Source organism: Hoyosella levis, from assembly GCF_026008515.1.
In the GTDB taxonomy this organism is placed as follows: Bacteria; Actinomycetota; Actinomycetes; order Mycobacteriales; family Mycobacteriaceae; genus Lolliginicoccus; species Lolliginicoccus levis.
This window is the reverse complement of the sequence record NZ_BQYM01000003.1, coordinates 256,932-282,968: the sequence shown is the minus strand read 5'-3', so window position 1 is coordinate 282,968 and position 26,037 is coordinate 256,932. Positions and strand designations below refer to the sequence as shown.

General features: G+C 68.0%; 18 protein-coding genes. 6 read left to right on the top strand and 12 right to left on the bottom strand.

The window, feature by feature from the left end; translation table 11 throughout:
• Positions 1-99 precede the first annotated feature (99 nt).
• Positions 100-495, top strand: coding sequence for a DUF302 domain-containing protein (locus QC765_RS05295; protein ID WP_278313371.1), 396 nt, complete (start codon positions 100-102; stop codon positions 493-495).
• Positions 496-781: 286 nt separating this feature from the next.
• On the opposite strand, the gene QC765_RS05290 is transcribed toward QC765_RS05295, so the two are convergent.
• The gene (locus QC765_RS05290; protein ID WP_278313370.1) at positions 782-2,125 is read right to left on the bottom strand and encodes an MBL fold metallo-hydrolase; all 1,344 of its coding nucleotides are present in this window, start codon (positions 2,123-2,125) and stop codon (positions 782-784) included.
• Between the two features lie 217 nt (positions 2,126-2,342).
• On the opposite strand from QC765_RS05290, the gene QC765_RS05285 reads away from it, so the two are divergent.
• Both QC765_RS05285 and QC765_RS05280 read left to right on the top strand, forming a co-directional pair.
• Positions 2,343-3,782 (top strand): sugar porter family MFS transporter, encoded by a 1,440-nt coding sequence (locus tag QC765_RS05285; protein ID WP_278313369.1) that lies wholly within the window; start codon positions 2,343-2,345, stop codon positions 3,780-3,782.
• 139 nt (positions 3,783-3,921) lie between these two features.
• Positions 3,922-7,431, top strand: a complete 3,510-nt coding sequence (locus tag QC765_RS05280) for a hypothetical protein (RefSeq protein ID WP_278313368.1) — start codon at positions 3,922-3,924, stop codon at positions 7,429-7,431.
• 143 nt (positions 7,432-7,574) lie between these two features.
• On the opposite strand, the gene QC765_RS05275 is transcribed toward QC765_RS05280, so the two are convergent.
• On the bottom strand, positions 7,575-9,008 hold the full coding sequence (locus QC765_RS05275; protein WP_278313367.1) for a glyceraldehyde-3-phosphate dehydrogenase: 1,434 nt from the start codon (positions 9,006-9,008) through the stop codon (positions 7,575-7,577).
• 289 nt (positions 9,009-9,297) lie between these two features.
• Here QC765_RS05275 and QC765_RS05270 point away from each other — a divergent pair, with 289 nt between their 5' ends.
• Positions 9,298-10,227: a cation diffusion facilitator family transporter gene (locus QC765_RS05270; RefSeq protein WP_278313366.1), complete on the top strand. Its 930-nt coding sequence runs from the start codon at positions 9,298-9,300 to the stop codon at positions 10,225-10,227.
• Positions 10,228-10,535: 308 nt separating this feature from the next.
• Here QC765_RS05270 and QC765_RS05265 read toward each other — a convergent pair whose 3' ends face one another.
• Complete coding sequence (locus QC765_RS05265) at positions 10,536-11,192, bottom strand: TVP38/TMEM64 family protein (protein WP_278313365.1); 657 nt, start codon at positions 11,190-11,192, stop codon at positions 10,536-10,538.
• A gap of 301 nt (positions 11,193-11,493) precedes the next feature.
• Between QC765_RS05265 and QC765_RS05260 the strand changes: the two genes are divergently transcribed.
• The gene (locus QC765_RS05260) at positions 11,494-12,459 is read left to right on the top strand and encodes a ferritin-like domain-containing protein (protein WP_278313364.1); all 966 of its coding nucleotides are present in this window, start codon (positions 11,494-11,496) and stop codon (positions 12,457-12,459) included.
• Positions 12,460-12,519: 60 nt separating this feature from the next.
• Here the strand turns inward: QC765_RS05260 and QC765_RS05255 are convergent, their stop codons facing one another.
• The 8 genes from QC765_RS05255 to QC765_RS05220 form a co-directional block, all read right to left on the bottom strand.
• Positions 12,520-13,323, bottom strand: coding sequence for a DNA-formamidopyrimidine glycosylase family protein (locus QC765_RS05255; RefSeq protein ID WP_278313363.1), 804 nt, complete (start codon positions 13,321-13,323; stop codon positions 12,520-12,522).
• 2 nt (positions 13,324-13,325) lie between these two features.
• Entirely contained in the window at positions 13,326-17,969 is a 4,644-nt protein-coding gene (locus tag QC765_RS05250) for an ATP-dependent helicase (protein WP_278313362.1), read from the bottom strand.
• Positions 17,970-18,028: 59 nt separating this feature from the next.
• Positions 18,029-18,997: an NADP-dependent oxidoreductase gene (locus QC765_RS05245; RefSeq protein WP_278313361.1), complete on the bottom strand. Its 969-nt coding sequence runs from the start codon at positions 18,995-18,997 to the stop codon at positions 18,029-18,031.
• Between the two features lie 246 nt (positions 18,998-19,243).
• The gene (locus QC765_RS05240; protein ID WP_278313360.1) at positions 19,244-20,749 is read right to left on the bottom strand and encodes a SulP family inorganic anion transporter; all 1,506 of its coding nucleotides are present in this window, start codon (positions 20,747-20,749) and stop codon (positions 19,244-19,246) included.
• A gap of 224 nt (positions 20,750-20,973) precedes the next feature.
• Positions 20,974-22,881, bottom strand: coding sequence for a BCCT family transporter (locus tag QC765_RS05235; protein ID WP_278313403.1), 1,908 nt, complete (start codon positions 22,879-22,881; stop codon positions 20,974-20,976).
• Between the two features lie 154 nt (positions 22,882-23,035).
• Positions 23,036-23,794, bottom strand: a complete 759-nt coding sequence (locus QC765_RS05230) for a tyrosine-protein phosphatase (protein ID WP_278313359.1) — start codon at positions 23,792-23,794, stop codon at positions 23,036-23,038.
• Positions 23,791-24,792, bottom strand: a complete 1,002-nt coding sequence (locus QC765_RS05225) for an alpha/beta fold hydrolase (RefSeq protein ID WP_278313358.1) — start codon at positions 24,790-24,792, stop codon at positions 23,791-23,793. Before QC765_RS05225 ends, QC765_RS05230 begins: the two co-directional genes overlap by 4 nt.
• A 111-nt stretch (positions 24,793-24,903) precedes the next feature.
• Entirely contained in the window at positions 24,904-25,041 is a 138-nt protein-coding gene (locus QC765_RS05220; RefSeq protein ID WP_278313357.1) for a hypothetical protein, read from the bottom strand.
• A 95-nt stretch (positions 25,042-25,136) separates the two neighbouring features.
• Here QC765_RS05220 and QC765_RS05215 point away from each other — a divergent pair, with 95 nt between their 5' ends.
• On the top strand, positions 25,137-25,583 hold the full coding sequence (locus QC765_RS05215) for a GntR family transcriptional regulator (protein WP_309297291.1): 447 nt from the start codon (positions 25,137-25,139) through the stop codon (positions 25,581-25,583).
• On the opposite strand, the gene QC765_RS05210 is transcribed toward QC765_RS05215, so the two are convergent.
• Positions 25,500-25,877, bottom strand: a complete 378-nt coding sequence (locus QC765_RS05210; protein WP_278313356.1) for a DoxX family protein — start codon at positions 25,875-25,877, stop codon at positions 25,500-25,502. The two genes, QC765_RS05215 and QC765_RS05210, sit on opposite strands and share 84 nt — an antisense overlap.
• Positions 25,878-26,037: the final 160 nt, after the last annotated feature.

The following is a 26,037-nucleotide window of genomic DNA, read 5'->3' as shown; positions in this document are numbered from 1 at the left end:
AGCGCCATGGGTGAAACCCCCGCCGCTGGGCCGCCCCGGGCGGCACAGTAGAGAGAAAGAACCTGCACCGATCAACGCCGAAATATCCAGGAGGAACCCATGGAACTAGGTATCACCACCGAAGTCACCCTTCCGTTCGACGAGGTTGTCGAGAAGACCCGAGCCGCGCTGGGCGAGCAGGGCTTCGGCATCCTCACCGAGATCGACATGAAGGCCACGCTGAAGAAGAAGATCGACAAGGACATCGAGAACTACCTCATCCTTGGCGCCTGCAACCCGCCGCTCGCGCACCAGGCGGTCACCGCGGACGAGCAGATCGGCCTGCTGCTGCCCTGCAACGTCATCGTGCGCGACCACCGCGACAAGCCCGGCACGGTTGTCGTCGAGGCCATGAACCCAGACATCATGGTCGAGGTCACCGGCAAGCAGGCTCTCGAGGAGGTCGCAGTCGATGCGGGCACGCGCTTGCGCGCAGCTATCGCCGCGATCAGCTAGATCCACGAGTTGCCAGCGCCGCCCCTGCCCTTCGGTGGGGATGGTGCTTGGTGCATCCAGGCTGGCGCCAAAGAGTCCGGCTCGGAGCGGCTTCCGCCACTAGTAAGAGATTCGGGATCGACCCAAGCCTTGCCGGTGCTCCTAGGAGCTTTCCGCCGGGGGCCGGGCTGCGGGGCCGCGCACCACGGAGTCGGTCGCGACGCCAGGCCCCCAGCCCATGCTCGCGCCCGCGAGATAGAGGCCCTGCGATCGCGCGCGACACGGTCGCGGCCTGGGCATGGACCCACTATCCGTCGGCAGTTCTGGCATTGTCGAAGTCGTCGTCGATCAGCACGATGTCGCGTCCGGGCTGGTCGATCAGCGATGCGGCGATGGAGGCGCGGTAGCCGGACTGGCAGTGCACCCAGATCTCGCCGCTGGGCACCTCGTCGCGGCGGGCGAGCAGCTCGTGGAGGGGAATGTTGAGCGCGCCGTCGATGGCCCCGTTGGCGTGCTCGCCGGACTGTCGGGTATCGAGAACGGTGAGGGAGCGTTGCGGGCGCTCGTCCGCAAGGTCGGTGAACGTGGCGACGCGATAGTCCCGCAACGGCTGGCCAGTGGTGTTGAGGTGCTCGATGGGGCCGGTGGCGGATCCGGTGACGTTGTCGATGCCGATGCGGGCGAGGTCGCGGCGGGCATCCATGATGTCGGTGGTACTGGTGCCGAGCAGGGTGATGGGCGCGCCCCAGTGGTAGAGCCAGCCGAGGTAGGTGACGAAGCTCGTGGAGAGCTCGAATCCCACGCTCCCGGCGAGGTGCCCGGCGGCGAACGCGCGGCGCTGCCGGAGATCAACGACCCATTCGCCGTCATCGATGCGCTGGCGCAACGTGGCCGGGTCGACGCGCTCGGGCATGCGCAGGTCGATGGGGGAGGGGCCCTCGCTATTGATGACGCCCATGTGCGCGTAGTACGCGGGGTACTCGGCGAGCCCCGCGATCAGCTCGTCGACATAGGCCTGCTCGTCCTGGGTGAGGGCGGGGTTGACGGCGCGCTGCTCGCCGATGGTGGAGGAATCGCCGCTGGTGGGGGTGGCGGAGCAGAAGCTGCCGAAGCCGTGGGTGGGATACACCTCGGTGTCCGCGGGGAGCTGCTCGGCGAGCTTGCGCACGGAATGGTACTGCGCGTGGGTGAGCTCGGTGGTGTGCTGCGCGCCGAGCAGGTCGGTGCGCCCGGTCGAGCCATACAGCATGGACCCGCCAGTGAATACCGCGCTAGCGTTGCCGGTCCCGTCGAGGAGGACGTAGGAGAGGTGATGGTGGGTGTGGCCGGGGGTGTGCATGGCGCGGAAGCGCAGCGTGCCTGTCTCGATGATGTCGCCATCGTTCACGGGCCGCCGGGCAAAGTCCACGGCGTCGAGAGCGGAGACGACGTACTCCGCGCCGGTGACGCGCGAGAGCTCAAGGCCGCCGGTGACGTAGTCATTGTGGATGTGTGTCTCGAGGACGTGGGTGATGGTGACCCCGCGCTCGCCTGCTGCCGCGAGGGCACGGTCGAAGTCGCGCTGGGGGTCGATGACCGCGGCGACGGTGCCGTCGTCGATCAGGTAGGAGCGGTCTCCGAGGCTGGAGGTCTCGATCGTGGTGATAGTCATCGCGCTGCTCCTGGCTCCGCTGGTGCTGCTGGCAGGGGGCGCCCGCGGTGTCCGGGCCGCGGCCCTTGGCCCGCGGGATCGCCCCACGGTCCCAGCATACGCCTAGGGGTATATCCGTGGTGGCAGCCCACGGGATTCCGGCCATGCGCCCGGCCCGGAGCGGTAGTCTCGCTTCAAGCACGCGCACTCCGCACTCGTTGAGGGAAAAGGGCCAGCGATGAGCACTCCGGGCGGGCAGGAAACCTTCAACCGGATGAACATCCGGATCATCGGTATTTGCGTCGCCGCCGCCCTCGGTGGCTTCCTCTTCGGCTTCGATACCGCCGTCATCAATGGCGCTGTGGACGCGATGACCGAGACGTTCGCCCTCGGCCCGGCGCTCAAGGGGTTCGCGGTCTCGTCCGCCCTGCTTGGTTGTGCTGCTGGAGCCTGGTTCGCCGGTCCGATCGCCAACAGGCTTGGCCGCGTGCCCGTGATGGTCATCGCGGCCGGGTTGTTCCTCGCCTCGTCATTCGGCTCGGGCCTTGCCTTCGGCGTCGCGGATCTCATCGCTTGGCGCGTCATCGGCGGGCTCGGTGTGGGCGCCGCCTCGGTCATCGCGCCCGCCTACATCGCGGAGGTCTCGCCCGCCCGCATCCGTGGCCGCCTGGCCTCCCTGCAACAGCTCGCGATCGTCACCGGCATCTTTGCCGCCCTGCTCTCCGATGCGTTCCTCGCCAACACCGCGGGAGGCTCGCTGGAGGAGCTATGGCTCGGGCTCGAGGCCTGGCGCTGGATGTTCCTGGCCGAGGCGATCCCCGCCATCGTCTACGGCCTCGCGGCGCTGCGGCTCCCGGAATCCCCCCGCTACCTCGTCGCCCGGGGCAAGGTCGAGGAAGCAACGAAGGTGCTGCGCGTCTACACCGGCATCATCGATGTGGGTGACCGCATCCAGGCGATCGAGGACTCGCTGCGCGCCGACCACCGCGTCTCGCTGCGCGACCTGCGCGGCTCGCGGCTCGGCCTCAAGCCGGTGGTGTGGGTGGGCATCCTGCTGTCGGTGTTCCAGCAGTTCGTCGGCATCAATGTTATCTTCTATTACTCGACGACGTTGTGGCGCTCGGTGGGCTTCGAGGAGTCCGACGCGCTCACCATCACCGTCATCACCTCCATCACCAATATCGTGGTGACGCTCATCGCGATCGCGCTGGTCGACCGCATCGGCCGTCGGCCCCTCCTGCTGGTTGGATCAGCGGGCATGTTCCTCTCGCTGGGCCTGATGTCCATCGCTTTCTCCCAGGCCACCTTGGTCACCGCTGCCGATGGCACCGTCAACGCGGACCTGCAGGGCGGGTGGGCGACCACCGCTCTCATCGCGGCGAACGCGTTCGTGGTGTTCTTCGGGGTGAGCTGGGGACCTGTGGTGTGGGTGCTGCTCGGCGAGATCTTCCCCAACTTCATCCGGGCGGGCGCGCTAGCCGTCGCGGCGGCCGCGCAGTGGCTCGCGAACTTCGCCATCTCCACATCGTTCCCGTCGTTCAGCGAGATCGGCTTGACCTTCGCCTACGGCTTCTATGCCTTCTTCGCGCTGATCAGCTTCGTGTTCGTCTACACGCAGGTGCCCGAGACCAAGGGCCGCGAGCTCGAGGACATGACCGACGACTTACGAGTACGCTAGCTTGCCCGGGGGAGGGCTGGTGTCGCTCGCCGCCTGATCGCACTACTATCGTGGGTCGGCAGCATCAACGCGGTCGAAGCGGTGCAAGGACCCGTGCCACGGATCCAGGATCCGGCGGGGGCGGGAGAAGGGTGGGAACGTGACGCAGGGGGGCAGCTCGCTATCGGGCCGCGAGGCAGCAACGATCGGCAACTGGCTCAGCGACCGCGAGTACGAGACCACCCGGGTGCTCGAGCGCGCCACCCTCGTCATCGAGGCGCACCCCGGCATCGAGGCCGTCGAGGCGATCAACGCCGCCTACGCCCAGTACTCCGCCCGCACGGCCGGGCCAAGCCTTGCCGCCGGCGCCGCCCTCGTCCGCAAGTACCCCGCGCTCACCCTGCTGCTGCTCGTCATGCACGCGAGCGGCGAGAGCCGCACCAGTGACTTCTGGGATCGCTACTGGACCCACCTCGGACTGCCCCGCGAGGCGAAGGCCGAGACCGAGCTCCGGCAGGCCGTGCCGAAGCTGATCCGTCGCTTCGGCCTCGCTGAGTTCCCGCGGTTGCGCAGCCGCTACGTGCAGCTCATCGGCATGCAGGCCGGGATCCCCCTGCCGTGCCTTCGTGGCCTCGTCGACGTCATGATCGACCACCTCGCCCGCGGTGGCGAGCCCAACGGCGCTGCCTTCGCCCACTGGCTGACCGATCCCCGCAAGCCCCACCGGCTGGCCCGGGTCGATATCCCCGTGCGGACCTTTGTCACCGAGGGTGGCCAGTACGCCATCGATCTCGTCGATCGCATCATCGACGTCGTCGCCATCGCGCTGGGAAACCCCACCACCTGGCAGTCGCACCAGGACAGCATCGAGGACAGCAGCAAGCTGCCCAGTGCACTGTTCGCCGAGCTCGCGACCGTCCTCGCCGACTGCGACCTCGCCGCCGCCGCGGCCGAGGGGTTGTTCGACAGCGACGGCCACATCGAGCCACCTCGCTTGCGCCTCGACACCAGCGACGGCAGCGTGCAGCTGCTCGTCCCCTCTCCACCGGCCCGCCCCGAGGAGCGCTGGCAGGTCTCCGCCGATGGCGACATCACCGAGGTGCTCACCCCCGAGCCCCTCGCCAGCAGCGACGGCAAGCACACCAGCGCCCCGCACGCCAACTACGCGGTGCTCGAGCCCGCCCGCCACGTCACCGTCGAGCATCCGTCCATCCCTCGCAGATTTGTCTTTCCGCTTGTCGATCCGAAGGATCCGCTGGTCGTCTTCAGCGACAGCGGCAAGCTGCTGCCACCCCGCCAGCCCATCCCGCTCGGCACCGTCCACGCGCTCGTCCCGCGCGGGCATCACCTCGTGGACGCTGCCACGAGCGAGCCCGTCGAGGCCGACGAGGAGCGCGGCAACCCGGTCGGCTGGCACGACTGGACGCTTGTCGCCGTCGACACCACCAGCATCGCCGCGCTGCAGCTGCTCAAGGACGATGCCCTGATCGGCACCGCGCGGGCGGTGCGGCGCGGCTACCTGCCCGAGGTGCTGCTCGCCGAGCCGATCCGCGGCGCGACCGCCGCCAACGGCTCGCCGCTCTACAACGAGCGCCCCGCCGCCTGGCTGCCCGTGGACGCCGTGGGCAGCGCCACCCAGTGGCTCGTCGGTGCCCGACGGCTCGGAGCGGTCACCTGGGTCGCCAACTATGCCTGGACCCTCGAGGACGAGGAAGTCACCTGCGATCCGTTCGAGGACGTTGCCGAGGGCCTGCTCGGCACGTACGAGATCGTCATCCGCGGCCCCCTCGGCACAGATGTCCGCAAGGTCGTTCACCTCGCCGAGGGCTTCACCGCGACCGCGGAGCCTGACTATCGCGTCCCCACAAAGGATGGGCTCAGCAACGCCACCATCACCCTGCAGGCGGATCCTCCGCTGGAGGTGGCGCCCACCACGATCACCGTCGCCGGCGATGATGCGGATAGCATCGCGGTGCTCACGGGCGCGGACGGCCCCGGCATCACCGTGGTCATCGATCCCCCGCGAGCGGAGACCCGCCTCGGCAGTCCCGGAGAGCCCGGCCTCTGGTCATCGGTGCCCCACGTCATCACGCCCGCGGACCTCGACAGCGACGACACCCTCGCCTACCGCGTCCCGGCGAGCACCGATATCAACACCTGGGTCGAGCTGCGCGACCGCACCGGCAAGACCCGCATGCAGGAGCCCCCGAGCTACAACGAGCATGCCGACGCTTTCGAGGTGGAGCTGCGGACCCTCCGCGAGGGCATGGGCAGGCTGCGGTCGGCCCGCATCGTCGCTGTCGTGCAGGCCGAGGGCGAGGACCCCCACGACGTGCACCTCGTTACCGTGCGGCCCGCCGAGCTCTATAGCGGCATCCGGCTCGTGGACAACACCCTCGTTCTCGATGACCTCGCTGATGTCACCGGCATCACCGTGCAGGCCTGGCTCGAGACCGCGCCCTGGCACGCTCCCGCCACCCTGCCCGTCCGGGACGACACCGTCGTGCTGCCCGAGGAGTTCCGCGAAGCAGGCCCGCTGCGCGTCCGCGTCCTCGTGCAGGACCACCACAATCCCGTCCTGCCTCCCGCCACTCCACCCGCGGGCGCCACGCGCATCGAGCAGGCTGGCTGGCATCGCTCCAGCGACCCCGCGCTCGAGGCACTGTCGCGCTTCATCGCCGGCGATGCGGGGCTGCCCACCGGAATGGAGCCAGGCCCGCAGGCATGGGCCGCGCTGCAGGCACTGACCGCCGCCAACGATGACACCCACGCCGAGGCCAGCGGTGGCTTGCGGGCCCTGCTCGCCGAGCAACCGCGCGAGGCTCTCGTCGCGCTCACCCACAGCACTGTCCCCGTCGCCGAGCAGCCTGCCCTGACGATCGAGACCGGGGTCGTGCGTGGTCGCTTCTCCGCGTCGCCCCGGGAGGACAACGCCGCGAGCAGCGCTACCGAGCCGACCAGCGTGGATGCCCCGGCGGCGACCATCGGAGCCAACCCCTGGGCGACGTGCCTCGCCACCCTCGATGACCTGCTCCACGCACGCCGCGGCAGCGAGGCCTGGGTGCAGGCCCGCGAGGAGCTCGCGGAGCACGGCGGCGATGCGCTCCTCCGTGTCCTCGACTCCGGCCGGGACACCGAGCTCGCCAAGGCACTGTTCGACCACACCACCGTGATGCTCCACCACATGCCCGCCGAGCAGGTCGACAAGATCTTCGACGTCGCCCGCATCATCCCCGGCGCCGTGCTCGACGTGGATACCCGGGTCTCCGCCATCGCCGAGACATTCGCGATGCGCGAGCGGTGGGTCGCCACCGGCACCCATACCGAGCTGATCGTGCGGTCGAAGAAGTTCATCCGCGCCATCCGCAAGGTCGGCAAGCAGTTCTATGACCAGATCTCCATCCGGTCCGATGCGCTCGGTGCCGCCGACACCCAGTCCCATCCGTGGCTGATGCTGCCGATGGTCTCGCTCATCATGGCGCTGCTCGCTCGTCTCGAAGCGCATGGCGCGCTCAAGCCCGGCATGTTCGACGAGCAGATCACGAGGGCATGGGCCGATCTCGCGCGCATCTGCCCGCAGCTCGTGCGCATCGATCTTGTCTTCGCCGAGGCGCTCATCGTTCACGCGCAGCTCGAGGCCGGGGCCAGCTGGGACGCCGCATCCGCATGACCGGAGCGCCCCGCTGCCAGTAGGGATCGGCCGCGAGGCTGCATTTTCACGATTACAGGCGAAGGGCCCCGGGCCTGGATCAATCATCCAGGCCCGGGGCCCTCTCTCGCGCTCGAGGCTTCCGCCTAGTAGCTACCGCGTTGTCATGCCTGCGGGTACTTCGGGTACAGCACGCCCGTGATGTGCTGGACGACCCGGATCACCTGGCAGGAGTAGCCGAACTCGTTGTCGTACCACAGGTAGACCACCGCGTGGTTGCCCTGCACGATGGTGGCCTCCGCATCGACGACGCACGCCGCGCGGGATCCGACGAAGTCGGTGGACACCGTCTCGGTGGAGGCGATGAAGTCGATCTGCCGCTGCATGGTGGAGCTCAGCGACACGTTGCGCAGGTGGTTCACCAGCTCATCGCGAGTAGTGCCCTCCTTGAGCGTCACGTTCAGCATCGCCATCGACACATCCGGGGTGGGCACGCGGATGGATGAGCCGGTGACCAGGCCGGTCAGCTCGGGCAGCGCCTTCGCGACCGCGGAGGCAGCACCGGTCTCGGTGAGCACCATGTTCAGCGGGGCGGAACGGCCACGCCGGTTGCCCTTGTGGTAGTTGTCGAGGAGGTTCTGATCGTTGGTGAACGAGTGCACCGTCTCGACATGGCAGTACTCGACACCGAACTTGTCGTTGAGTGCCTTGAGCGGCGGCACGATCGCGTTGGTGGTGCAGCTCGCGCACGACAGGATCTTGTCGTTCTCGCCGAGGGTCTCGTGGTTGACGCCGTGCACGATGTTCTTCACATCGCCCTTGCCGGGAGCGGTGAGCACGACCTTCGAGATGCCGGGCCGCAGGTGCTGCGACAGGCCCTCCGAGTCGCGCCACTTGCCGGTGTTGTCGATGAGCACCGCGTCATTGATGCCGTACTCGGTGTAGTCGATCGAGGTGGGATCGCCACTGTAGATGATCTTGATCGCATTGCCATTGGCAATGATCGTCTCGTTCTCCTCATCCACATGGATGGTGCCGTTGAACAACCCGTGCACGGAATCCCGGCGCAGCAGCGAGGCGCGCTTGGCGAGGTCATTCTCCCCGCCCTTGCGCACCACCACGGCGCGCAGGCGAAGGCCATTGCCCGAGCCGGTCTTCTCGATCAGCAGCCGGGCGAGCAGACGACCGATCCGCCCGAAGCCATACAGCACCACGTCACGAGCCGGGGGCTGCCCGGCGCCATCGGCGGCGATCGCGTCCTTCACGGCATCCCGGGTGAACTCCTCCGCCGACAGGCCGCGATCATCATTCTTGAATGCCATCGCAAGATGGCCGATGTCGATTCGCGACGGTGCGAGGTTCATCTCGGAAACAGTCTTGAGGATCGGGTATGAATCCTCGATAGCAAGCTCGGTCTCCTCGATCTGACGCACGAACCGGTGCGCCTTGAGGATCCCCACGGCTGACTTGTTCACCAGCGAACGGCTATGCACGAGGATCGACACATCATGCTGGCGATACAACTGCCCGATGATCGGGATCATCGCTTCAGCGAGTTCCTCACGGCGCTTCCACTCTGCGAACGCGTCCCCAGCCAACACCGGCTCCTTCAATGCTCGACATGACTCGCGCACTGGCCCCACAGGACAATACTCGCCCGAGCGTGACTTGCCCCGAGCGTGACCTGCAACGTCAATGCGCGGCTCCAAGGTGATATTTCCCCTCGGACTCTACGCCACATCGCCAAGCCCGACGGCTACTGGGCGGAAAAGGGGACAGAACTCACCGAACCTCCTTGCTGGTCATCCCGTGCCGCCACTGCTCGGCAGATCGTGCGGTAGCGTCACCTCGAAACCTCCCATTCCCACGACAGGTCCAGGGGCAGTCATGGCAGCACATGGCGGCAAGAAAGCGATCCTCGCAGCACTTTTCGCCAACGCGGGCATCGCGATCGCCAAGTTCGTCGGCTTCTTCATCACCGGCTCATCCTCGATGCTCGCCGAGGCCGTGCACTCCGTGGCCGACACGTCCAACCAGGGACTGCTCCTGCTCGGCCACCGGCGAGCGAAGCGCGAGGCCACCCGCCTGCATCCGTTCGGCTACGGCCGGAGCCGCTACTTCTATTCCTTCGTCGTCGCGCTCGTGCTGTTCACCCTCGGCTCGATGTTCGCCATCTACGAGGGCATCCACAAGATCCAGCACCCCGAGGGCCTGACCTCGCCCATGGTCGCGGTGGTGATCCTCCTCTTCGCCATCGCGCTCGAGTCCTATAGCTTTGCGACGGCCATCAAGGAATCCCTGCCGCTCAAGGGCTCCGCGAGCTGGTGGAGCTTCATCCGCAACTCTCGCCAGCCGGAGCTTCCCGTCGTGCTCCTCGAGGATCTCGGCGCACTCGTTGGCCTCATCCTCGCCCTGATGGGCGTGGGACTGACGATCATCACGGATGACCCGATCTGGGACGGCATCGGCACACTCAGCATCGGCGTGCTGCTCGGCATCATCGCCGTCATCCTGATCATCGAGATGAAGAGCCTGCTCATCGGCGAGGGCGCCACGGACGCGGAGCTCGACCGCGTCTTCGCCGAGCTGCCTGATCGCGAGATCATCCGTGGCGTGATCCACTGCCGCACCCAATACATCGGCCCCGACGAGCTGCTGGTCGCCGCCAAGCTCAACATCGACCCGGATGCCGACATCCAGCAGATCGCTGCCGCCATCGATGCCGCCGAGGCCCGGGTCCGGGCAGCCATCCCTGCGGCCCGCATGATCTACCTCGAGCCAGACCTCAAGAGAGCTGGAGCCGCCGCGCAAGCGTAGGCACGAGGCCTGCCTGGTCGCTGGCTGGCGGGATGTGGGCTGGCGGGCGGGCCGCTGCGCAGGGTGGCTGGCGGGCCGCTGCGCAGGGTGGCTGTCGGCTGGCGGGCGGCTGCGCAGGGTGGCAGGCGGGCCGCTGCGCCGGCAAAAGCACGGGAAACCGTCAAACGCGATAGAAGCGGCACGGGCTATTCCGCGGTTTCTATCGCGTTTGGCGCTGGGGCGGTCCAACGGTGCGGCGATCCCACGGTGCGGCGGTCCAACGCTGCGGCGATCCCACGGTGCGGCGTACCACGCCGCGGGGCCCATTCTCAGTAGCTGATGCGGCGCTGCACGAGCACAGCGCTGGCAACGGAGACGCAGAAGACAAAGGCGATGGCCGCGGCGAGCTGCCACGAGATGCCGGACGGGCCGAACGCGCCGATGGCGACGAAACCGATCATGCCGGGCAGGATGCCGATGGCGGTGCCGAGCACGTAGCTCGCGACCGGGACGCTACTGACACCGGCGGCGTAATTGACGAGCCAGAAGGGTGTGACAGGCACGACCTGCACGGCGAGGACGGTCGCGAAGCCGCGTTGCTGGAGGAAGCGCACGACTCGGGACGCGGGGGACCCGCCGTAATGGACGAGCGCGTCGGCGCCGAGGGAGCGACCGACGAAGTAGGCGATGACTCCGGCCGCGGTGGCCGAGACGAGGGTGACGGCAACGCCGATCGCAAGGCCGTAGAGGAGCCCGGCGGCGATGGCCATCGCGCTGGAGGGTACTGGAGTGAGGGCGAGGCTGATGAAGAGGGCCATGAAGATCGCGATGCCCCAGAGTCCTGTCGATTCAACGGCGGCGCGCAGCTCGGCGGGTCCGGGAACGTCGAGGATGGTGACCGCCACGATGGCCGCGACGAGCAGTCCGACGAGGGCCAGTGGCCGTGCGATCGGGCGCTTGGTGCGGGGTGCATCGGTCGTCGTCACGTCTCTATCGTGCCATGCGCTGCGGGTTTCGGCCCAACACGAAGGCATCACGGATCACACTGTGGTATTCGCTACCGCGAACCATTGCTTCACCAACATATCGCCAGTTTCCTGAACGCGCGGGAGTTTTCGTCGTGCCGACCTACTCCCGCGGCGGCGCTTCGTGCGCTATTGGTGCGAGCTTCGAAAAAAGATCATCTTCTCACCAATCCGCCCGCTAATGTGGTGCGTATCACTACCGTGGCCAGTGTGTGGCACGCCCATCGTCCTCGTCCAGTTCTCGACCGAGCGAAGGAATTCAATGTTTGATCAGGAGTTCATCAAGCAGGCTGTATCGCGGAGCACAGCCGACCGCTTCGAGCGGCGCAGTTTCCTCCGTGCTCTCGGCATCGCGGGCGCAGGGGCCGGAGTGGTCGCAGCGGGCGCGGGATCGGCGTTCGCTCAGAGCATCAACAGCCCGGACATCCCGCCCGGCGTGGGGAACCTCATCCCCGGGCCAGCCGGGCCCCTCACCGATGGGGCGATCCTCAACTTTGCCCTGAACCTCGAGTACCTCGAGGCGGAGTTCTATCAGCTCGCGGTCTCCGGGAACAACCTCCCCGACGCGCTGACCGACGGCATCGGTGGACGCGGGCCCGTGCAGGGCGGTCGGCAGGTCAATTTCGCGACTCCGGCGATCCGCCAGTACGCGCAGGAGATCGCCCATGATGAGCTGAAGCACGTCGAGTTCCTCAGGCAGGCGCTGGGCAACACTGCTGTAGGCCGCCCCGCGATCGACCTGCAGGGCAGCTTCAACGCGGCAGCACAAGCGGCGGGACTGATCGGCGAGGGCGAGACGTTCGATGTATTCGCCAACGAGGATAATTTCCTTCTTGGTGCGTACGTCTTCGAGGACGTGGGTGTCACGGCCTACAAGGGTGCGGCCCCGCTGGTGCAGAGCAAGGAGTTCCTCGACGCCGCGGCCGGCATCCTCGCCGTCGAGGCATATCACGCGGGCATCGTGCGGACCAGCTTGTTCGCCAAGGGCCTGCAGGCCCCCGCAAATGCGATCTCCGACGCCCGTGACAGCCTCGACGGACCTGACGACAAGGATCAGGGCATCACGATGAACGGCACGGCGAACCTGGTCCCGGCGGATGGCAATGCCATTGCCTTCAGCCGGACACCTTTCCAGGTTCTCAATATCGTCTACCTGAACCCGGGTGCCACCGACCGTGGCGGCTTCTTCCCGAACGGCGTGAACGGCGCGCTCCGCTTCAGCCTGTAGTACCGCTGATGGATGGGCCGGTGCGGGCGAAATGCCTGAGCCGGTCCATTCGTCGTGCCACTAGCCCTGGCAGTGCGGGCACAGGTAGACCAGCCGCTCATCGACGGTAGGGCGCCCGGGTGAAAGGTATCCCTCGGGGCCGAGGATGCGCCGCTCGATGGGAGTGCGGCAGCGTCGGCAGGGCTTGCGCTCCCGCCCATAGACCCACAGTTGCTGGCCGGGGCGCAGGTTGCCGGTGGTGCAGCGGTTGGCGCGGTCCTTGTTGGCGTGCAGCAGCCGGCGCGCAAGATCCACGAGGGCAGGGAGGCGGGCGACCTCGCCGACCTGCGTGGCGGGGTCGATGCCGCGAAGGAAGCACAGCTCGTTGCGGTAGATGTTGCCGACCCCGGCGAGGTTCTCCTGATCGAGCAGGGCAACACCGATCGGGCGGTCCGGGCGCGCGCTGAGCCGACGGACCGCTTCGCTGGCGTCCCAATCCGGCCCGAGCAGGTCGGGACCGAGGTGCGCGGTCGCTGCGGCAGCCTCGGCGAGGGGAGTGACGCGCACGAAGCCGAGCTCGAAGCCCACTGCCTCGTGGGTGGCGGTGGCAAGCACGAGGCGGGCCTGCCAGCCCGGCTTGGTCCAGCGCTGTCCGCTCGGGTAGATCCGCCAGTTTCCTTCCATCTTGAGGTGGGTGTGGATGGCATGGGGCCCGACGGCGATGAACAGGTGCTTGCCGTGCGGCCATACGCGGTCGACCGTCAGCCCGGAGAGGTCGAGGTTGGCGTACTGGGGCACGCGGAACTGGCTACGGGCCAGCTCATGGCCCTCGAGGGTGCCCCGCAGCAGGGACGCGGCGCGGTAGACGGTATCGCCCTCGGGCATCGCTAGCGCCTCAGCCTGAAGCCGCGCGGCACGGCGGCGAACCCGTTCTCGGCGAGGGCCTGCCCGGCCCGCGCTATGGCTGGATCGTGGCTGCTCGTCGCGGTGGTGGCGGGCTCGCCGTTGATGGTCTCGATGTGCAAGGTGGCGGGAGCGGACGAGGCGAGGGCCCGCGCGGCCGCGTCGAGATCGGCAGTGGCGTCGGTGAAGGCCAGCATGGTCTTGCCGCCACGCTCGAGGTAGAGGGCCAGGTCGCCACCGACGAGGACGACGAGTGCCCCGGCCTTGCGTCCCGCGCGGTGCCCGGGGACGGGGGGATCGGGCCAGGGCAGGGCGGCACCATAGGCATTGGCGGGGTCGATGGCGGCGAGGGCGATAGCGGTGCGCTCGCGGCCCGGGGAGTCATGCCCTGGGGTATCGGGCCTCGGGGCGTCAGGCTCGTCGCGGTGCTCGTGGGAGCGCAGCTCGTCGACGACAGCCGTGGTGGCGAACTGGGTGGCGCCGAGGCCATCAACGAAGTATCCCCGTCGGCACAGGCCGCGGTCCTCGAGGCTGGCCAGCACCTTGTAGAGGTCGCCGAACCCGGGTGTCCCAGCGGGGGCTCGCTCCGCGGCGAGGACGGTGCGGGTGACGATGCCGTAGCGCTCGAGGAGCTGCTCGGCGAGACCGTGGCTGCGCAGCGTGTGGTCGGTCTCGGCGTCGGGGACAAGGGACCAGCGGCCCGCTACGGTGGGCGGGCTGCTGCGAGTGGTGAGCGATGCCCTGCTCAGCGAGCCGCGGGGCAAGCGGGGCGGCCGACCGGCGCGGTGGGTGCGCGCGCGGGCTGCCGAGGGCGCGCGGTGGGCGCTACCACCGCGGCCGCTGGTGAGCAGCGCGCGGACGGGGGCGAGCGTGTCGTTGTTGGCCTGCCCTGCCCAGACGAGTTCCCAGAGCGCGGCGATGAGGGCCTCGTCGGTAGCGGGCGCAGGAGTAGTGAGCTGCTCGGCGAGCTGCCGGAAGAAGTAGCCGCCGCCGTGGGCAAGGGTGGCGCGCAGTTGCTGGGCGATGTTGCTGAGCTCGGGCTCGCCCGGCGGGGGGAGGGTGAGGTGCGCGGTGTCGGCGAGGTGAAGGGCGATCCAGCCGTCGCGGGCCGAGATCGTCCCAGCACCCGACCAGAGGACCTCCCCGGCGCTGGTGAGCTCGTCGAGCTGGGCGGGGGAGTAGTCACGGACGCGGCTGGGCAGGATGTGGGTCTCGAGGGCCGAGGCAGGCACCGGTAGGCCCGCGAGCTGCTCGATAGCAGTGAGCACGCCATCGGTGCCGCGCAGCGCGCGGCGGCCGACGTGGTGCCAGGCGGGCAGGAACCGGGCGAGGGCTTGAGTGCTGACGGGCTGGATCGTGTCGCGCACGCGGGCGAGGGAGCGGCGCCGCAGCACGGTGAGGACGCCGAGATCGCACCATTCGGTGGTGCCCCGATGAGCCTGCTGCAGCGCGTCGTTGCTGCTCGTGGGCCGGAACTCGCCCTCGGTGACGCGCTTCTGGGCGGCGAGGCCGCGCAGCACGGTGGTGATGATGGACGCGGGCACGTGGTACCGATCGGCGATGTCGCCGGCGGTGAAGGGTCCATGCGCGCGTGCGTAGCGGGCGACGAGGTCCTCGAGCGCGGTGGGCGTGGGCTCGAGGAAGGTGGCGGGGATGCCTTGGGGCAGGGGCGCTCCGAACGCGTCGCGGATACGGCCCGCGTCCTCAATGGCGATCCACCAGCGCGCTCCGGAAAATCCCACGTCGATGATGCGGCGCGCGTCGGCGAGCTCACCGAGCCAGCCGGTGGGGTCAGCGCTGCATCGCTCGATGATCTCGCCGGTGGTGAGAGGGCCGAGGGAGCGGATGAGGTCGGCAAGCTGCTCGGCATTGTCGGCCTTGCGGGAGAGCCGTTGCAGGGCATTCTCGTGCTCGCTGATGATGTCGGGGTCGAGGAGGTCGCGCATCTCGAGGCGCCCGAGCAGCTCGGCGAGCAGGGAGGTGTCGAGGGAGAGTGCCGCGGCCTTGCGCTCGGCAAGCGGAGCGTCGCCCTCGTAGATGAACGCGCCGGTGTAGCCGAACAGTGCGGAGACAGCGAACGGCGAAGGCGTTGAGGTGTCGGCCTCGACGAGACGGATGCGGCGCCGCTCGATGCTCGTGAGGATGCGCACGAGCCCGGGCAGGTCATAGACATCCTGGAGGCATTCGCGCAGCGCTTCGAGAACGATGGGGAAATCGGGGTGCGCGCGGGCGATGTCGAGAAGCTGGGCGGAGCGTTGCCGCTGCATCCACAAGGGGGAGCGCTTGCCCGGGTCGCGGCGGGGCAGCAGCAGGGCTCGAGCGGCGCATTCGCGGAACCGGGCGGCGAACAGCGCGGAGGTGGTGGTCTCGCGGGTGACGGTGTCCTCGATGTCGGAGGGGTCGAGGACGAAGATGTCGGCGCCGGGTGGTTCGCTGCCGGTGTCGGGGAGCCGGACGATGATGGCGTCGTCGGTGGTGACGGTGGCGCCGTCGATGCCGTAGAGCTCCTGGATGCGGGCGTTGATGGCGAGCGCCCAGGGCGCGTGCACCGGCAGGCCGTAGGGGCTGTGGAGGATGAGCCGCCAGTCGCCGAGCTCGTCTCGGAACCGCTCGAGCAGCAGGGTATTGCCCGATGGCACGATGCCGGTGGCGTCGAGCTGCTCGGTGATGAAGGCGATCGCATTGCTCGTGGCGTTGGTGTCGAGGCCAGCGGCGTGGAGGCGCTCGCGGGCTTGCTGCGGTTCCTCGGCGATCTCGTGGAGGAACGCGCCAAGGGCCTCGCCGAGCTCGGCGGGCCGCCCGATGCTGTCGCCGATCCAGAAGGGCAGGCGGCCGAACTGGCCGGGGGCGGGGCTGACGAGGACGCGATCGTGGGTGATGTCCTCGATGCGCCAGCTCGTGGCGCCGAGCGCGAACACGTCGCCGACGCGGGACTCGTACACCATCTCCTCGTCGAGCTCGCCGACGCGGGTGTGCTTCTCGCCGACCATCATCACCGCGAAGCTGCCCCGGTCAGGGATGGTGCCGCCCGAGGTCACGGCGAGGCGCTGCGCTCCTGGACGGCCGGTGAGGGTGCCGGCGTCGCGGTCCCAGATGATGCGCGGCCGCAGCTCGGCGAACTGATCTGACGGGTACTTGCCGGCGAGCAGGTCGAGGGTGGCGTCGAACAGGCTGCGCGGGAGCGCGGTGTAGGGCCCGGCCCGGCGCACGGTGGCATACCACTCCTCCACGTGCAGCTCGTCGAGGGCGCAGGCCGCCACGGTTTGCTGGGCGAGCACGTCGAGCGGGTTGGACGGCACGCGCAGCGCCTCGATATTGCCCGCGCGCATCCGCTCGACGGTGATCGCGCAATGCAGCAGGTCCGCGCGGTGCTTGGGGAACAGGACGCCGCGCGAGACCTCGCCGACCTGGTGCCCGGCCCGGCCGACGCGCTGGAGGCCGCTCGCCACGGACGGGGGCGCCTCGACCTGCAGCACAAGATCCACCGCGCCCATGTCAATGCCGAGCTCGAGGCTGCTGGTGGCGACGACGCAGCGCAAGCGGCCGGACTTCAGGTCGTCCTCGATGAGCGCGCGCTGCTCCTTGCTGACCGATCCGTGGTGGGAGCGGGCCAGCACGAGGGGCGCCTCGATGGCAGCGCCGCCCTGGGCGATGTATTCGGTGGGGGAGCGGGGCGGGGACTCGGGCAGCTCGTAGCCATTGCGCTCGCTGTAGATCTCGTTGAGCCGAGCGGTGAGGCGCTCGGCGAGGCGCCGGGAATTGGCAAACACGATCGTGGAGCGGTGCTCGAGCACGAGGTCGGTGATCTGCTCCTCGACGTGCGGCCACAGCGAGCTCGCGGACAGGTTGCGCGCGTCGGTGTCGGTTTCGCTTGGGACGGCCGGGATGTTCGCCATGTCCTCGACCGGGACCGCGACAGTGAGGTCGAACCGCTTCGGAGTGGGGGGCGCTACAACGGTGACGGGGCGCGCCCCGGCGAGGTAGCGGGCGACCTCGTCGTGCGGGCGCACGGTCGCGGATAGCCCGATGCGCTGTGCCTCGGCTGCCTGGGGATCGCCGGCGCGGAGCAGCTCGAGGCGCTCGAGGGACACCGCGAGGTGCGCGCCGCGCTTGGAGCCCGCGATCGAGTGGATCTCGTCGATGATGACGGTATCGACGGTGCGCAGGATCTCCCGTGCTTGCGAGGTCAGCATGAGGAACAGCGACTCGGGAGTGGTGATGAGGATGCCCGGGGGGTGGCGGAGCATGGCGGCGCGCTCGCGCTGCGGCGTATCGCCGGTGCGCACTCCGGCCCGCACCTCCGGCACCGGCATGCCTAGTCCGCGGGCGGTGTGGGCGATCCCAGCGAGGGGCGCGCGGAGATTGCGCTCCACATCCACGGCCAGCGCCTTCAAGGGCGAGATGTAGAGCACCCGCACGCCCGGTGCGTCGTTCGGAGTGGACGCCAGCCGGTCCAGCGACCACAGGAACGCCGCTAGCGTCTTGCCGGACCCCGTCGGTGCGACGACGAGCGTGTGATCGCCCGCGCTGATGGCATCCCAGGCGCCGTCCTGCGCGGCGGTGGGCGCGCCGAAGGAGGACGCGAACCATTCCCGCGTCGCCACCGAGAACCGATCGATCGCCGTCACCCCACCATCATGCCCCGCGCCACTGACAACAATGCCGGGCCCGGCCCCGCAGCGATGCCCTAGCGCACCTGCAGGACGATCTTGCCGCGGGTGTGGAGGCCGCGGGATCGCTTGTGCGCCTCGGCCGCGTCGGCGAGGGGATAAAGGTACTCGATGGAGGACCGGATGGTGCCTTCCTCCATGAGGTCGAGGATGGCAGCGAGCTGCTCGCTGCGTGGCTTGACCAGGACGGTCGCGCTGCGTTGCACGGGCTCGCTGCTGATGCGTCGCGCCAGGGAGGCGCGCGCCCAGTCCGCGGAGTTGCGGACGGTGGGGACGGTAGTGATGTAGGTGCCGCCGGGCGCGAGCATGCGCGCGCAGCTGGCGAGGCTCTCGTGGCCGAACACGTCGAGGACGATGGCGCAGTCAGTGACGGCGGCGCGGTAGTCGGTGCTGCGGTAGTCGAGGACTCGATGCGCCCCAAGGTCCTTGGCGAACTCGGCGTTCGCGCCGCCGCAGATCGCGGTGACGTGGGCGCGGGCCTCGCGGGCGAGCTGGGTGGCATAGTGCCCTACTCCTCCGGTGGCGCCGATGATCGCGACGCGGTCACCCTTTGTGAGGCCGCCGATGTCGTGGAGCGCCTGCCAGGCAGTGAGCCCGGCTGTGGGGATGGCGGCGGCGCCGATGTGGCTGACCGAGGAAGGCTTGGGGGCGAGGCAGTCCTCGTGGATGGCTATGCGCTCGGCGTAGCCGCCCATGTTGCCAAGAGTGGATTGCATGCCGACGACAGCATCGCCGGGCTTGAAGCGCGTGACGTCGTCACCTGTGGAGTGGACGACGCCGGAGATGTCACTGCCGGGGATGATGGGGCGGCCGCGGACGAGGTGGCGCGCGAAGTAGCGTCCTTCGCGCAGCATCCAGTCACGAGGGTTCACCGCTGCGGCGTGGACATCGACAAGCACCTCGTGGGGCCGTGGCCTGGGGTCGGGGAGATCCCCGTAGCGGAGTACCTCGGGTCCGCCGTAGTGGTCGAAGTAGATCGCTTTCATGTGTGGTCGCCTCGCTCGTTGCTGTGGCAGTGACACGCAGTGTGTCACATATACACATGCGAATAGCTGAACCACACGGCGATCGTTACTGGAATCACTCAAGAATGTGCGGGATCGCGTGAGTTCAGCAGCTACCCGGCCCGGGAGTGACCTGGGTCGCAACAGCCGCTACCGCAGTTCCCCGAACACGAAGCACGGCCGAAGGAACGATCCCTCGGCTGTGCTTCTGTCGCGATGCTGCCGGCGCTAGTGCCCGGCTCCGAGCTGGCCACTGAGCTTGTCATGGCGCTGCTGCGAGGCCTCGTTGAGACCGATGATCCGCACCTTCTTTCCACGCTGGTGATACTTGTTGGTGATCGCGTCGAGAGCGGCGACGGTGGAGGCATCCCAGATGTGCGAGTCGCTCAGATCGATGACGACGTGCTCCGGATCGCCGGAGTAGTCGAACTGGTACACGAGGTCATTGCTGGAGGCGAAGAACAGCTCGCCCGAGACCCGGTACACGCGGGTATCGATGTGGCCGTCGTGCGTCGTATCGGTCTCGGTGACCTTCTCCACGGTGACGAAGTGCGCGACGCGGCGGGTGAACATCACCATCGCGGTGAGGATGCCGGCGATCACGCCGTAGGCCAGGTTGTGGGTAAGGACCGTGACCGCCACCGTCACGACCATGACCGAGGTCTCCGCCGGGGGCATGCGCCGCAACGTGGCCGGGGCGACCGAGTGCCAGTCCATCGTGCTGTAGGAGACCATGATCATCACGGCGACGAGCGCGGCCATGGGGATCATGCCCACGAGCTCGCCGAGACCCAGGATCAGCGCGAGCAGGAACACGCCGGCCAGGAGCGTGGAGATGCGAGTGCGCGCGCCGGAGACCTTGACGTTGATGATGGTCTGGCCGATCATGGCGCAGCCGCCCATGCCGCCGAAGAAGCCGGTGACGAAGTTGGCGCTGCCCTGGCCCCAGCCCTCGCGGGTCTTGTTCGAATGCGTATCGGTGATGTCGTCGACGATCTTCGCGGTCAGCAGCGACTCGATGAGGCCGACGAGGGCCATGGCGAGCGCGTACGGGGCGATGATCTGCAACGTCTCGAAGGTGAACGGCACGTCGGGGATGAAGAACAGCGGAATGGTCGAGGGCAGCTCGCCCTCGTCGCCCACATCAGGCACGTTCCAGGCGAAGAACACGGCGACGGCGGTGAGGATGACGATCGCGACGAGCGGCGCGGGCACAGCCATGGTGATCCGTGGCAGCAGGAACATGATGAGAAGGCCGACGATCACCATGGGGTACACCAGCGCGGGAACACCAACGAGGTGGGGGATCTGCGACATGAAGATCAGGATCGCGAGCGCGTTGACGAAGCCGATCATGACGCTGCGGGGGATGAACCGCATGAGCCGCGCGACGCCGAACAGGCTGAGCGCGATCTGGATGATGCCACCGAGGATCACGGTGGCGAACAGGTAGTCGAGCCCATAGTCACGGACGACAGGCGCTAGCACCAGCGCGATCGCGCCCGTGGCCGCTGTGATCATCGCGGGGCGGCCACCGGTGAACGCGATCACCACGGCCATGGTGAACGAGGCGAACAAGCCGACCTGGGGATCCACGCCGAGGATGATGGAGAAGGCGATGGCCTCGGGGATCAGGGCGAGCGCGACGACGAGGCCCGCGAGGATCTCCGTCTTGAGCCGCTGCGGCGAGCGCAAGGCACCCATGACCGAGGTGTCCGGCTTGGGGGTTGCCATGAGCGGGGGCGCGTAGGTGGTGGAAGAGCTAGGAGTGTGTTCTGTCACACTGCCTCCGTCCGTGAATCGGGCTGTCCGTGAATCGGGCATGCGTCAGCCCGGCGTCTTTTTCTTAGGATTCGGTGAGGAATGTAACGATACCGGCACGGACTACCGGAAAGCATTCCAACGAACAGAAAGGGTGACGTGGCTAACGCCACGTCACCCTTTGCGGAAGGCCCGGGTCAGCGGTCGCCGGTGGCGCCGCTTTCCTCGCTTGCCTCGCTATTGCCGCCATTCTGCGCGAGCTTCGAACCCTCGTGGGAGGCCTCGAACTCGGGGGTATCGAACACCTCGCCGCCGAGCGGATCCTCGGTCGCCGCCTCGGAGGAGACCTCGAGGTTGCCAGTCCGGGGATCCGTGACGAGATCGCTGCTCGACACCGAATGCACCGAAACCAGGAGCCCTGGATGCTCGGGGGTCTTTTCGGTGGGCGTCCAGGACTCAAGGCCCGCGAACGTCGAGGAGATGCCCCGCGCGCCGCGCCACCGCTTGTGCGGCTCGTGCTTGGGGGTGGGCGCTGGTACGGCCTGTGGCAGCGCGATGCCAGCTTCGCTCTCTCCGGACGGCTCGCCCACGGGAACCACCCGCACATAGCGCGGGGTTCGGGCCACGTCGTAGTGGAACGCCTTGAGCAGCGAGAAGCACGCGAGCACCAGCACGATCGAGAAGGGCACGGCCGTGGCGATCGAGGCCGTCTGCAGGGCCACGAGGGAACCACTGCCACCGATGATCAGTAGCACGGCTGCCGCGATGCCTTCCAGGAACGCCCAGTAGACCCGGCTGATCCTGCTCGTCTCCACGTCTCCACCATTGGCCAGGATATCGATCACCAGCGAGCCGGAGTCCGACGAGGTGACGAAGAAGAACACGACCACCATGATCGCGAGAATACTGGTGATGATCCCTAGCGGCAGCGTGCCGAGATAGGCAAACAGCGCGGTATCAATCACCACCTCACCATCTTCAGCCAGGTCGCCGACCTCGCGCTGCCGCAGTATCGCGGAATCACCAAAGATCGTGAACCACAGCGAGCTGACGAGCGTCGGGGCGAGCAGCACGCCTGCGATGAACTCGCGAATAGTACGGCCGCGGGAGATGCGCGCGATGAACATGCCCACGAAGGGCGCCCAGCTGATCCACCAGCCCCAGTAGAAGATGGTCCATCCCGCGGCCCAGCCATCGTCGGCGAACGGGGCGGTGCGCAGCATCAGCTCGGGCAGCGCCTGCACGTAGCCACCGATGTTCTGGACCCACGATTGCAGCAGGAACAATGTCGGCCCGGCCAGTAGCACGAACAGCGCGAGCAGCGCCGCGAGAGTCATGTTGATGTTCGATAGCCACTTGAGGCCCTTGTGAACGCCAGTGACCACCGACATCGTGGCGATCAGGGTGATCAAGGTGATCAGGCCCACGACCCACCAGTTCGATGCCTCGATCCAGCCGAGGAACTCGAGCCCCGCCATGATCTGCTGGACGCCGAAGCCCAGCGACGTGGCGACACCGAACAGCGTTCCCACGATCGCCACAGCGTCGATGGCATGACCGATGAATCCCTCGACCCGCTTGCGGCCCAGCATTGGCTCGAGCAGCCACCGGACCGACAGCGGCCGTCCCTTGCGGAACGTCATGTAGGCCAGCCCGAGGCCCACCACGACATAGATCGACCAGGCGTGCAGGCCCCAGTGGAACATGGTGATCTGCAAGGCCTGGTTTGCGGCGGCATCGGTGGAACCGGCAATGCGCCCTGCCTCGGGCGGGGCCACGTAGTGCATGAGCGGCTCGGCGACGCTGTAGAACAGCAACCCGATGCCCATGCCCGCGCTGAACAGCATCGCGAACCAGGAGAGCAGGCCGAACTCGGGCTCCTCGTCGTCGCGGCCCAGCCGGATCTCGCCGATGCGGGAGAACGCGCAATACAGGGAGAACACGACGAATCCGGTGGCGACAAGGATGTACCACCAGCCCACGCCGTCGGAGATCCACGTGTTGAGGGTGCCGAAGGCATCGCTGGCGGTGCTGCCGAAGATCGCGGCGAACGCCACCAGGCCGAAGATGATCAAGGACGCTGGAATGAAGACTGGCTTGAGCAGCGACGCCCAGGCGGCGCCAACGCTGCCCCCGGACGGCGATGAGCTGGTGCCCGGCGAGCCGGTACCAGCACGGGGTCTGTCAGCTGACACGGTTCCTCCTCGGGAATCACATTCCTCAGTTGGTCGCCTTTAGCCTGTCACACTTCCGCGCTGGCTAGCGCGGGTCGAGCAGCTTGCCCCGGATCAGGTCAATATCCGCTGGATCGAGGCCAAGGCCACGCGAGAAATAGGTCGGCAGATCCCCATACGACTCGTCAAGCGTCGCCCACGCGGTCTCGAGGAACGAGGGCTGCACCCTGAGCACCGGATACAGCCATTCGCGGGCAATGCCATGATGGCCCGCGGCCTCGTAGATGGGAGCGAACAGCGCATCGGTGGCGGGGATCACCGACAAGTAGTGCTCGAGCAACTGATCACGATCGAGCCCGGCGATGGCGAGCAGCAGCGTCGCGGCCCACCCGGTGCGGTCCTTGCCCGCGGTGCAATGGAACAGCAGGGGGCCGCTCGACCGCGCCACTGCTAGCAAGGTGTCGCGGAAGGCCGCGCGCGCACCGTCATCGGTGATGAACAGCCGGTACGCCGACGCAACCTCCTTCTCCGCGCTGCCGCTAGCAAGGAACTCCGCGGCATGCTCGGGATCGTGCAGGGCCTGCGCGAACCGGGCCGCCGTCGAGCGCTGCATGTGCGCGAACACGTCAGCGACGGTGATCGCGACGTCATCAGGCACTGAGCTGGGCATGGAGCCTCGCTCGCTCGCGGTGCGCAGGTCCACCACTGCGCGCACCCCGAGCCCGGCGAGCGCATCGCCATGATGAGCACCCAACTGGGCCGACCGGAAAACCTGGCCCGGACGGCCGGGCAGGCCGAGCGATGCGGCGTGCGCACCGAGATCCAGCAGGTTCGGGATGCTCACGGGGCGCTGTTCCCGGACGCGCCGCGATACCGGTCCTCGATCTCCTCCACGAACCGCGTAGTCATGCTGGCCACGAGCTCGGGCTGGTAGAGCGGCAGCCAGTGGCCGCCCTCGACGAACCGGATCCGGCAATCCAGTGCCCACTCGGCCGCGCCGGACTGCGCCACGGGCGGGAACAGCTTGTCGTTCTCAGGCACGATCACCAGCGACGGAACAGGCTTGCGGGGCTCGCCGGTCACGCGGTCCGGCTTGCGGCCGAACAGCTGGCTGTAGATGTTCGCGGTGTAGATGCGCAGGCCGTCCCGGTTGCGGGCGGCGAGGCCGGTTCCGTAGCCACGCGGCCGCTCGCCCTTCTCGAAGCGCCACTTGACCAGGCTCATCGCGGCATCGCCGAGCCCGATCCGGAACAGCGCGGGGGCCAGCACCGGCACCTGCAGCATCGTCATATAGGTGTTGGTGGGCCACAACCGCACCAGGTCGCGCAGGTGCTGCCAGTCCAGGCGGAGCTGATCCCGCACCCACGCCGAGTAGTAGTCCGGCGAGGCAGTGCCGATCGTCGTGAGCGAGAGCAGCTCGATGCCATCGACGGGATGCAGCGCAAGGTCCCAGGCGCCCGCGCCGCCCCAGTTGTGCGCGAGCAGATGCACGCGACCGTTGAGCGCGAGGGTCCTGGCCACCGAGGCGATATCGTCCGCGAGCTGCGAGATCGTGTAGTCGCGGATCGAGCCGGGACGGTCGGACTTGCCCGCGCCGCGCATGTCGAATGCCACGAGGTGATAGCTCTCGGCGAGCTGCTCGATCACCGGTTCCCACATGCGATGATCATCGGGAAAGCCATGCACGCAGAGCACCGTGGGCTTGGCCGGGTCGCCATAGGAGTAGGTGGCCAGGCGCACGCCGTCGTTGCTGACTACCCACCGGTCCGAGACGACCCCCCGGGCCTGGCTACGAGCTGTCTGATCGGGCCGTGGATCTGCGGTGTCATCCGCGTGTGCCATGTGAACCTCAATGCTCCGAGTCGCCAGTGATCATCTCGCAGGCTAGCGCAGGCCATCGCGGTGGTGCTAGCACCGCGATTCGATGCCACTGCGCGCCGGGCAAGCTGCTGCCTACAGTATCCCGCGGACCGTCGCCGCTGGCCTCGCGAGCCTGCTGCCTCGCACCGTGCGCGGCGGGTGCCGCTCGATCGGCGCGAAGTGCGCCAGCATCCCCGTGTGCGCGGCGGAATCGACCGTGACATCGGGCATTGGGAAATTGTCGCTGTCTCGCCACCAATAGCGGGGCACTCGCGTGATACTGGTGTGTGCCCGGCGCGTGGTCCGGGAGAGCGAGGTACGTGTGGATGCTGGTCTCGATTGATGGCGGCTCGGCCATGCCGCCGTATGAGCAGATCGTGTGCGGCGTTGTCGATGCCGTGCGCGAGGGCAATTTGATCGCGGGGACCAAGCTGCCGACCGTGCGGGCACTCGCTGGCGAGCTGCGGATCTCGCCGAACACAGTAGCGCGCGCCTATCGGGAGCTCGAGGCCAAGGGCTTGATCGAGACGCGCGGCAGGCTCGGTACATTCGTCGCTCCCGGCGCGGACCCGGTGCGCGGGCGCGCGGAATCCGCGGCAACCGATTTCGTTGCTCAGCTCACGGGGCTCGGGTATGGGGCGGTAGAGATCCGGTTCCTCGTGGAGGCGGCGCTGCGGGGCCCCGAGGGATCACGCGTGCATGAGCAGCCGGCCGATCGCCACGATGATCGCAAGGACAAGCAAGGTACCGACATAGGGGAGCACGGGGGCTAGCTCGCCGCGGCGATGCAGCACGAGGCAGGCGAGCGCGAGAAGCGCCGCGAGACCGGCCGCTGCGAGCGGGGTTATCAAAGGGTATATGCCGGTTGCCTGGGGCAGCACGAGCCCGAGCGCGCCGAGGATCTCGAGAATGCCAATGGCGCGGACCGCTTTGGGCGAGAAGTCGCTGGCCCAGGCCGCGTGTGGCCTGGCGCGGTAGGCCGCGTAGAGCGTGGAGGTCTTGGTGACGCCGCTCAGGAGAAACGCTGCGGCAAGGATCGCGGAAGGAATCCATAACACTAGGTCCATTCGGCCTCCCCGGGATTTCCTTGCTGGTAGACCAGGCTATAGCGCGGAGCAGCGGACGACTAGCAGATCGGGTCCCGCGTTGGCGTGATGGCAGCGTGGCGGCGGCATGGTGGCCGAAACCAGCCTTTCACCCGGATTTAGTTGTGTGATCAACTATAAT

What these genes read in the sequence shown, in the direction of transcription:
- QC765_RS05290 (WP_278313370.1), bottom strand. Translation starts at nt 2,125, where the DNA reads ATGACTATCACCACGATCGAGACCTCCAGCCTCGGAGACCGCTCCTAC.
- QC765_RS05270 (WP_278313366.1), top strand. Translation starts at nt 9,298, where the DNA reads ATGGCAGCACATGGCGGCAAGAAAGCGATCCTCGCAGCACTTTTCGCC.
- QC765_RS05260 (WP_278313364.1), top strand. Translation starts at nt 11,494, where the DNA reads ATGTTTGATCAGGAGTTCATCAAGCAGGCTGTATCGCGGAGCACAGCC.
- QC765_RS05245 (WP_278313361.1), bottom strand. Translation starts at nt 18,997, where the DNA reads ATGAAAGCGATCTACTTCGACCACTACGGCGGACCCGAGGTACTCCGC.
- QC765_RS05255 (WP_278313363.1), bottom strand. Translation starts at nt 13,323, where the DNA reads ATGCCCGAGGGCGATACCGTCTACCGCGCCGCGTCCCTGCTGCGGGGC.
- QC765_RS05210 (WP_278313356.1), bottom strand. Translation starts at nt 25,877, where the DNA reads ATGGACCTAGTGTTATGGATTCCTTCCGCGATCCTTGCCGCAGCGTTT.
- QC765_RS05220 (WP_278313357.1), bottom strand. Translation starts at nt 25,041, where the DNA reads ATGCCCGATGTCACGGTCGATTCCGCCGCGCACACGGGGATGCTGGCG.
- QC765_RS05285 (WP_278313369.1), top strand. Translation starts at nt 2,343, where the DNA reads ATGAGCACTCCGGGCGGGCAGGAAACCTTCAACCGGATGAACATCCGG.
- QC765_RS05240 (WP_278313360.1), bottom strand. Translation starts at nt 20,749, where the DNA reads ATGGCAACCCCCAAGCCGGACACCTCGGTCATGGGTGCCTTGCGCTCG.
- QC765_RS05215 (WP_309297291.1), top strand. Translation starts at nt 25,137, where the DNA reads ATGCTGGTCTCGATTGATGGCGGCTCGGCCATGCCGCCGTATGAGCAG.
- QC765_RS05295 (WP_278313371.1), top strand. Translation starts at nt 100, where the DNA reads ATGGAACTAGGTATCACCACCGAAGTCACCCTTCCGTTCGACGAGGTT.
- QC765_RS05225 (WP_278313358.1), bottom strand. Translation starts at nt 24,792, where the DNA reads ATGGCACACGCGGATGACACCGCAGATCCACGGCCCGATCAGACAGCT.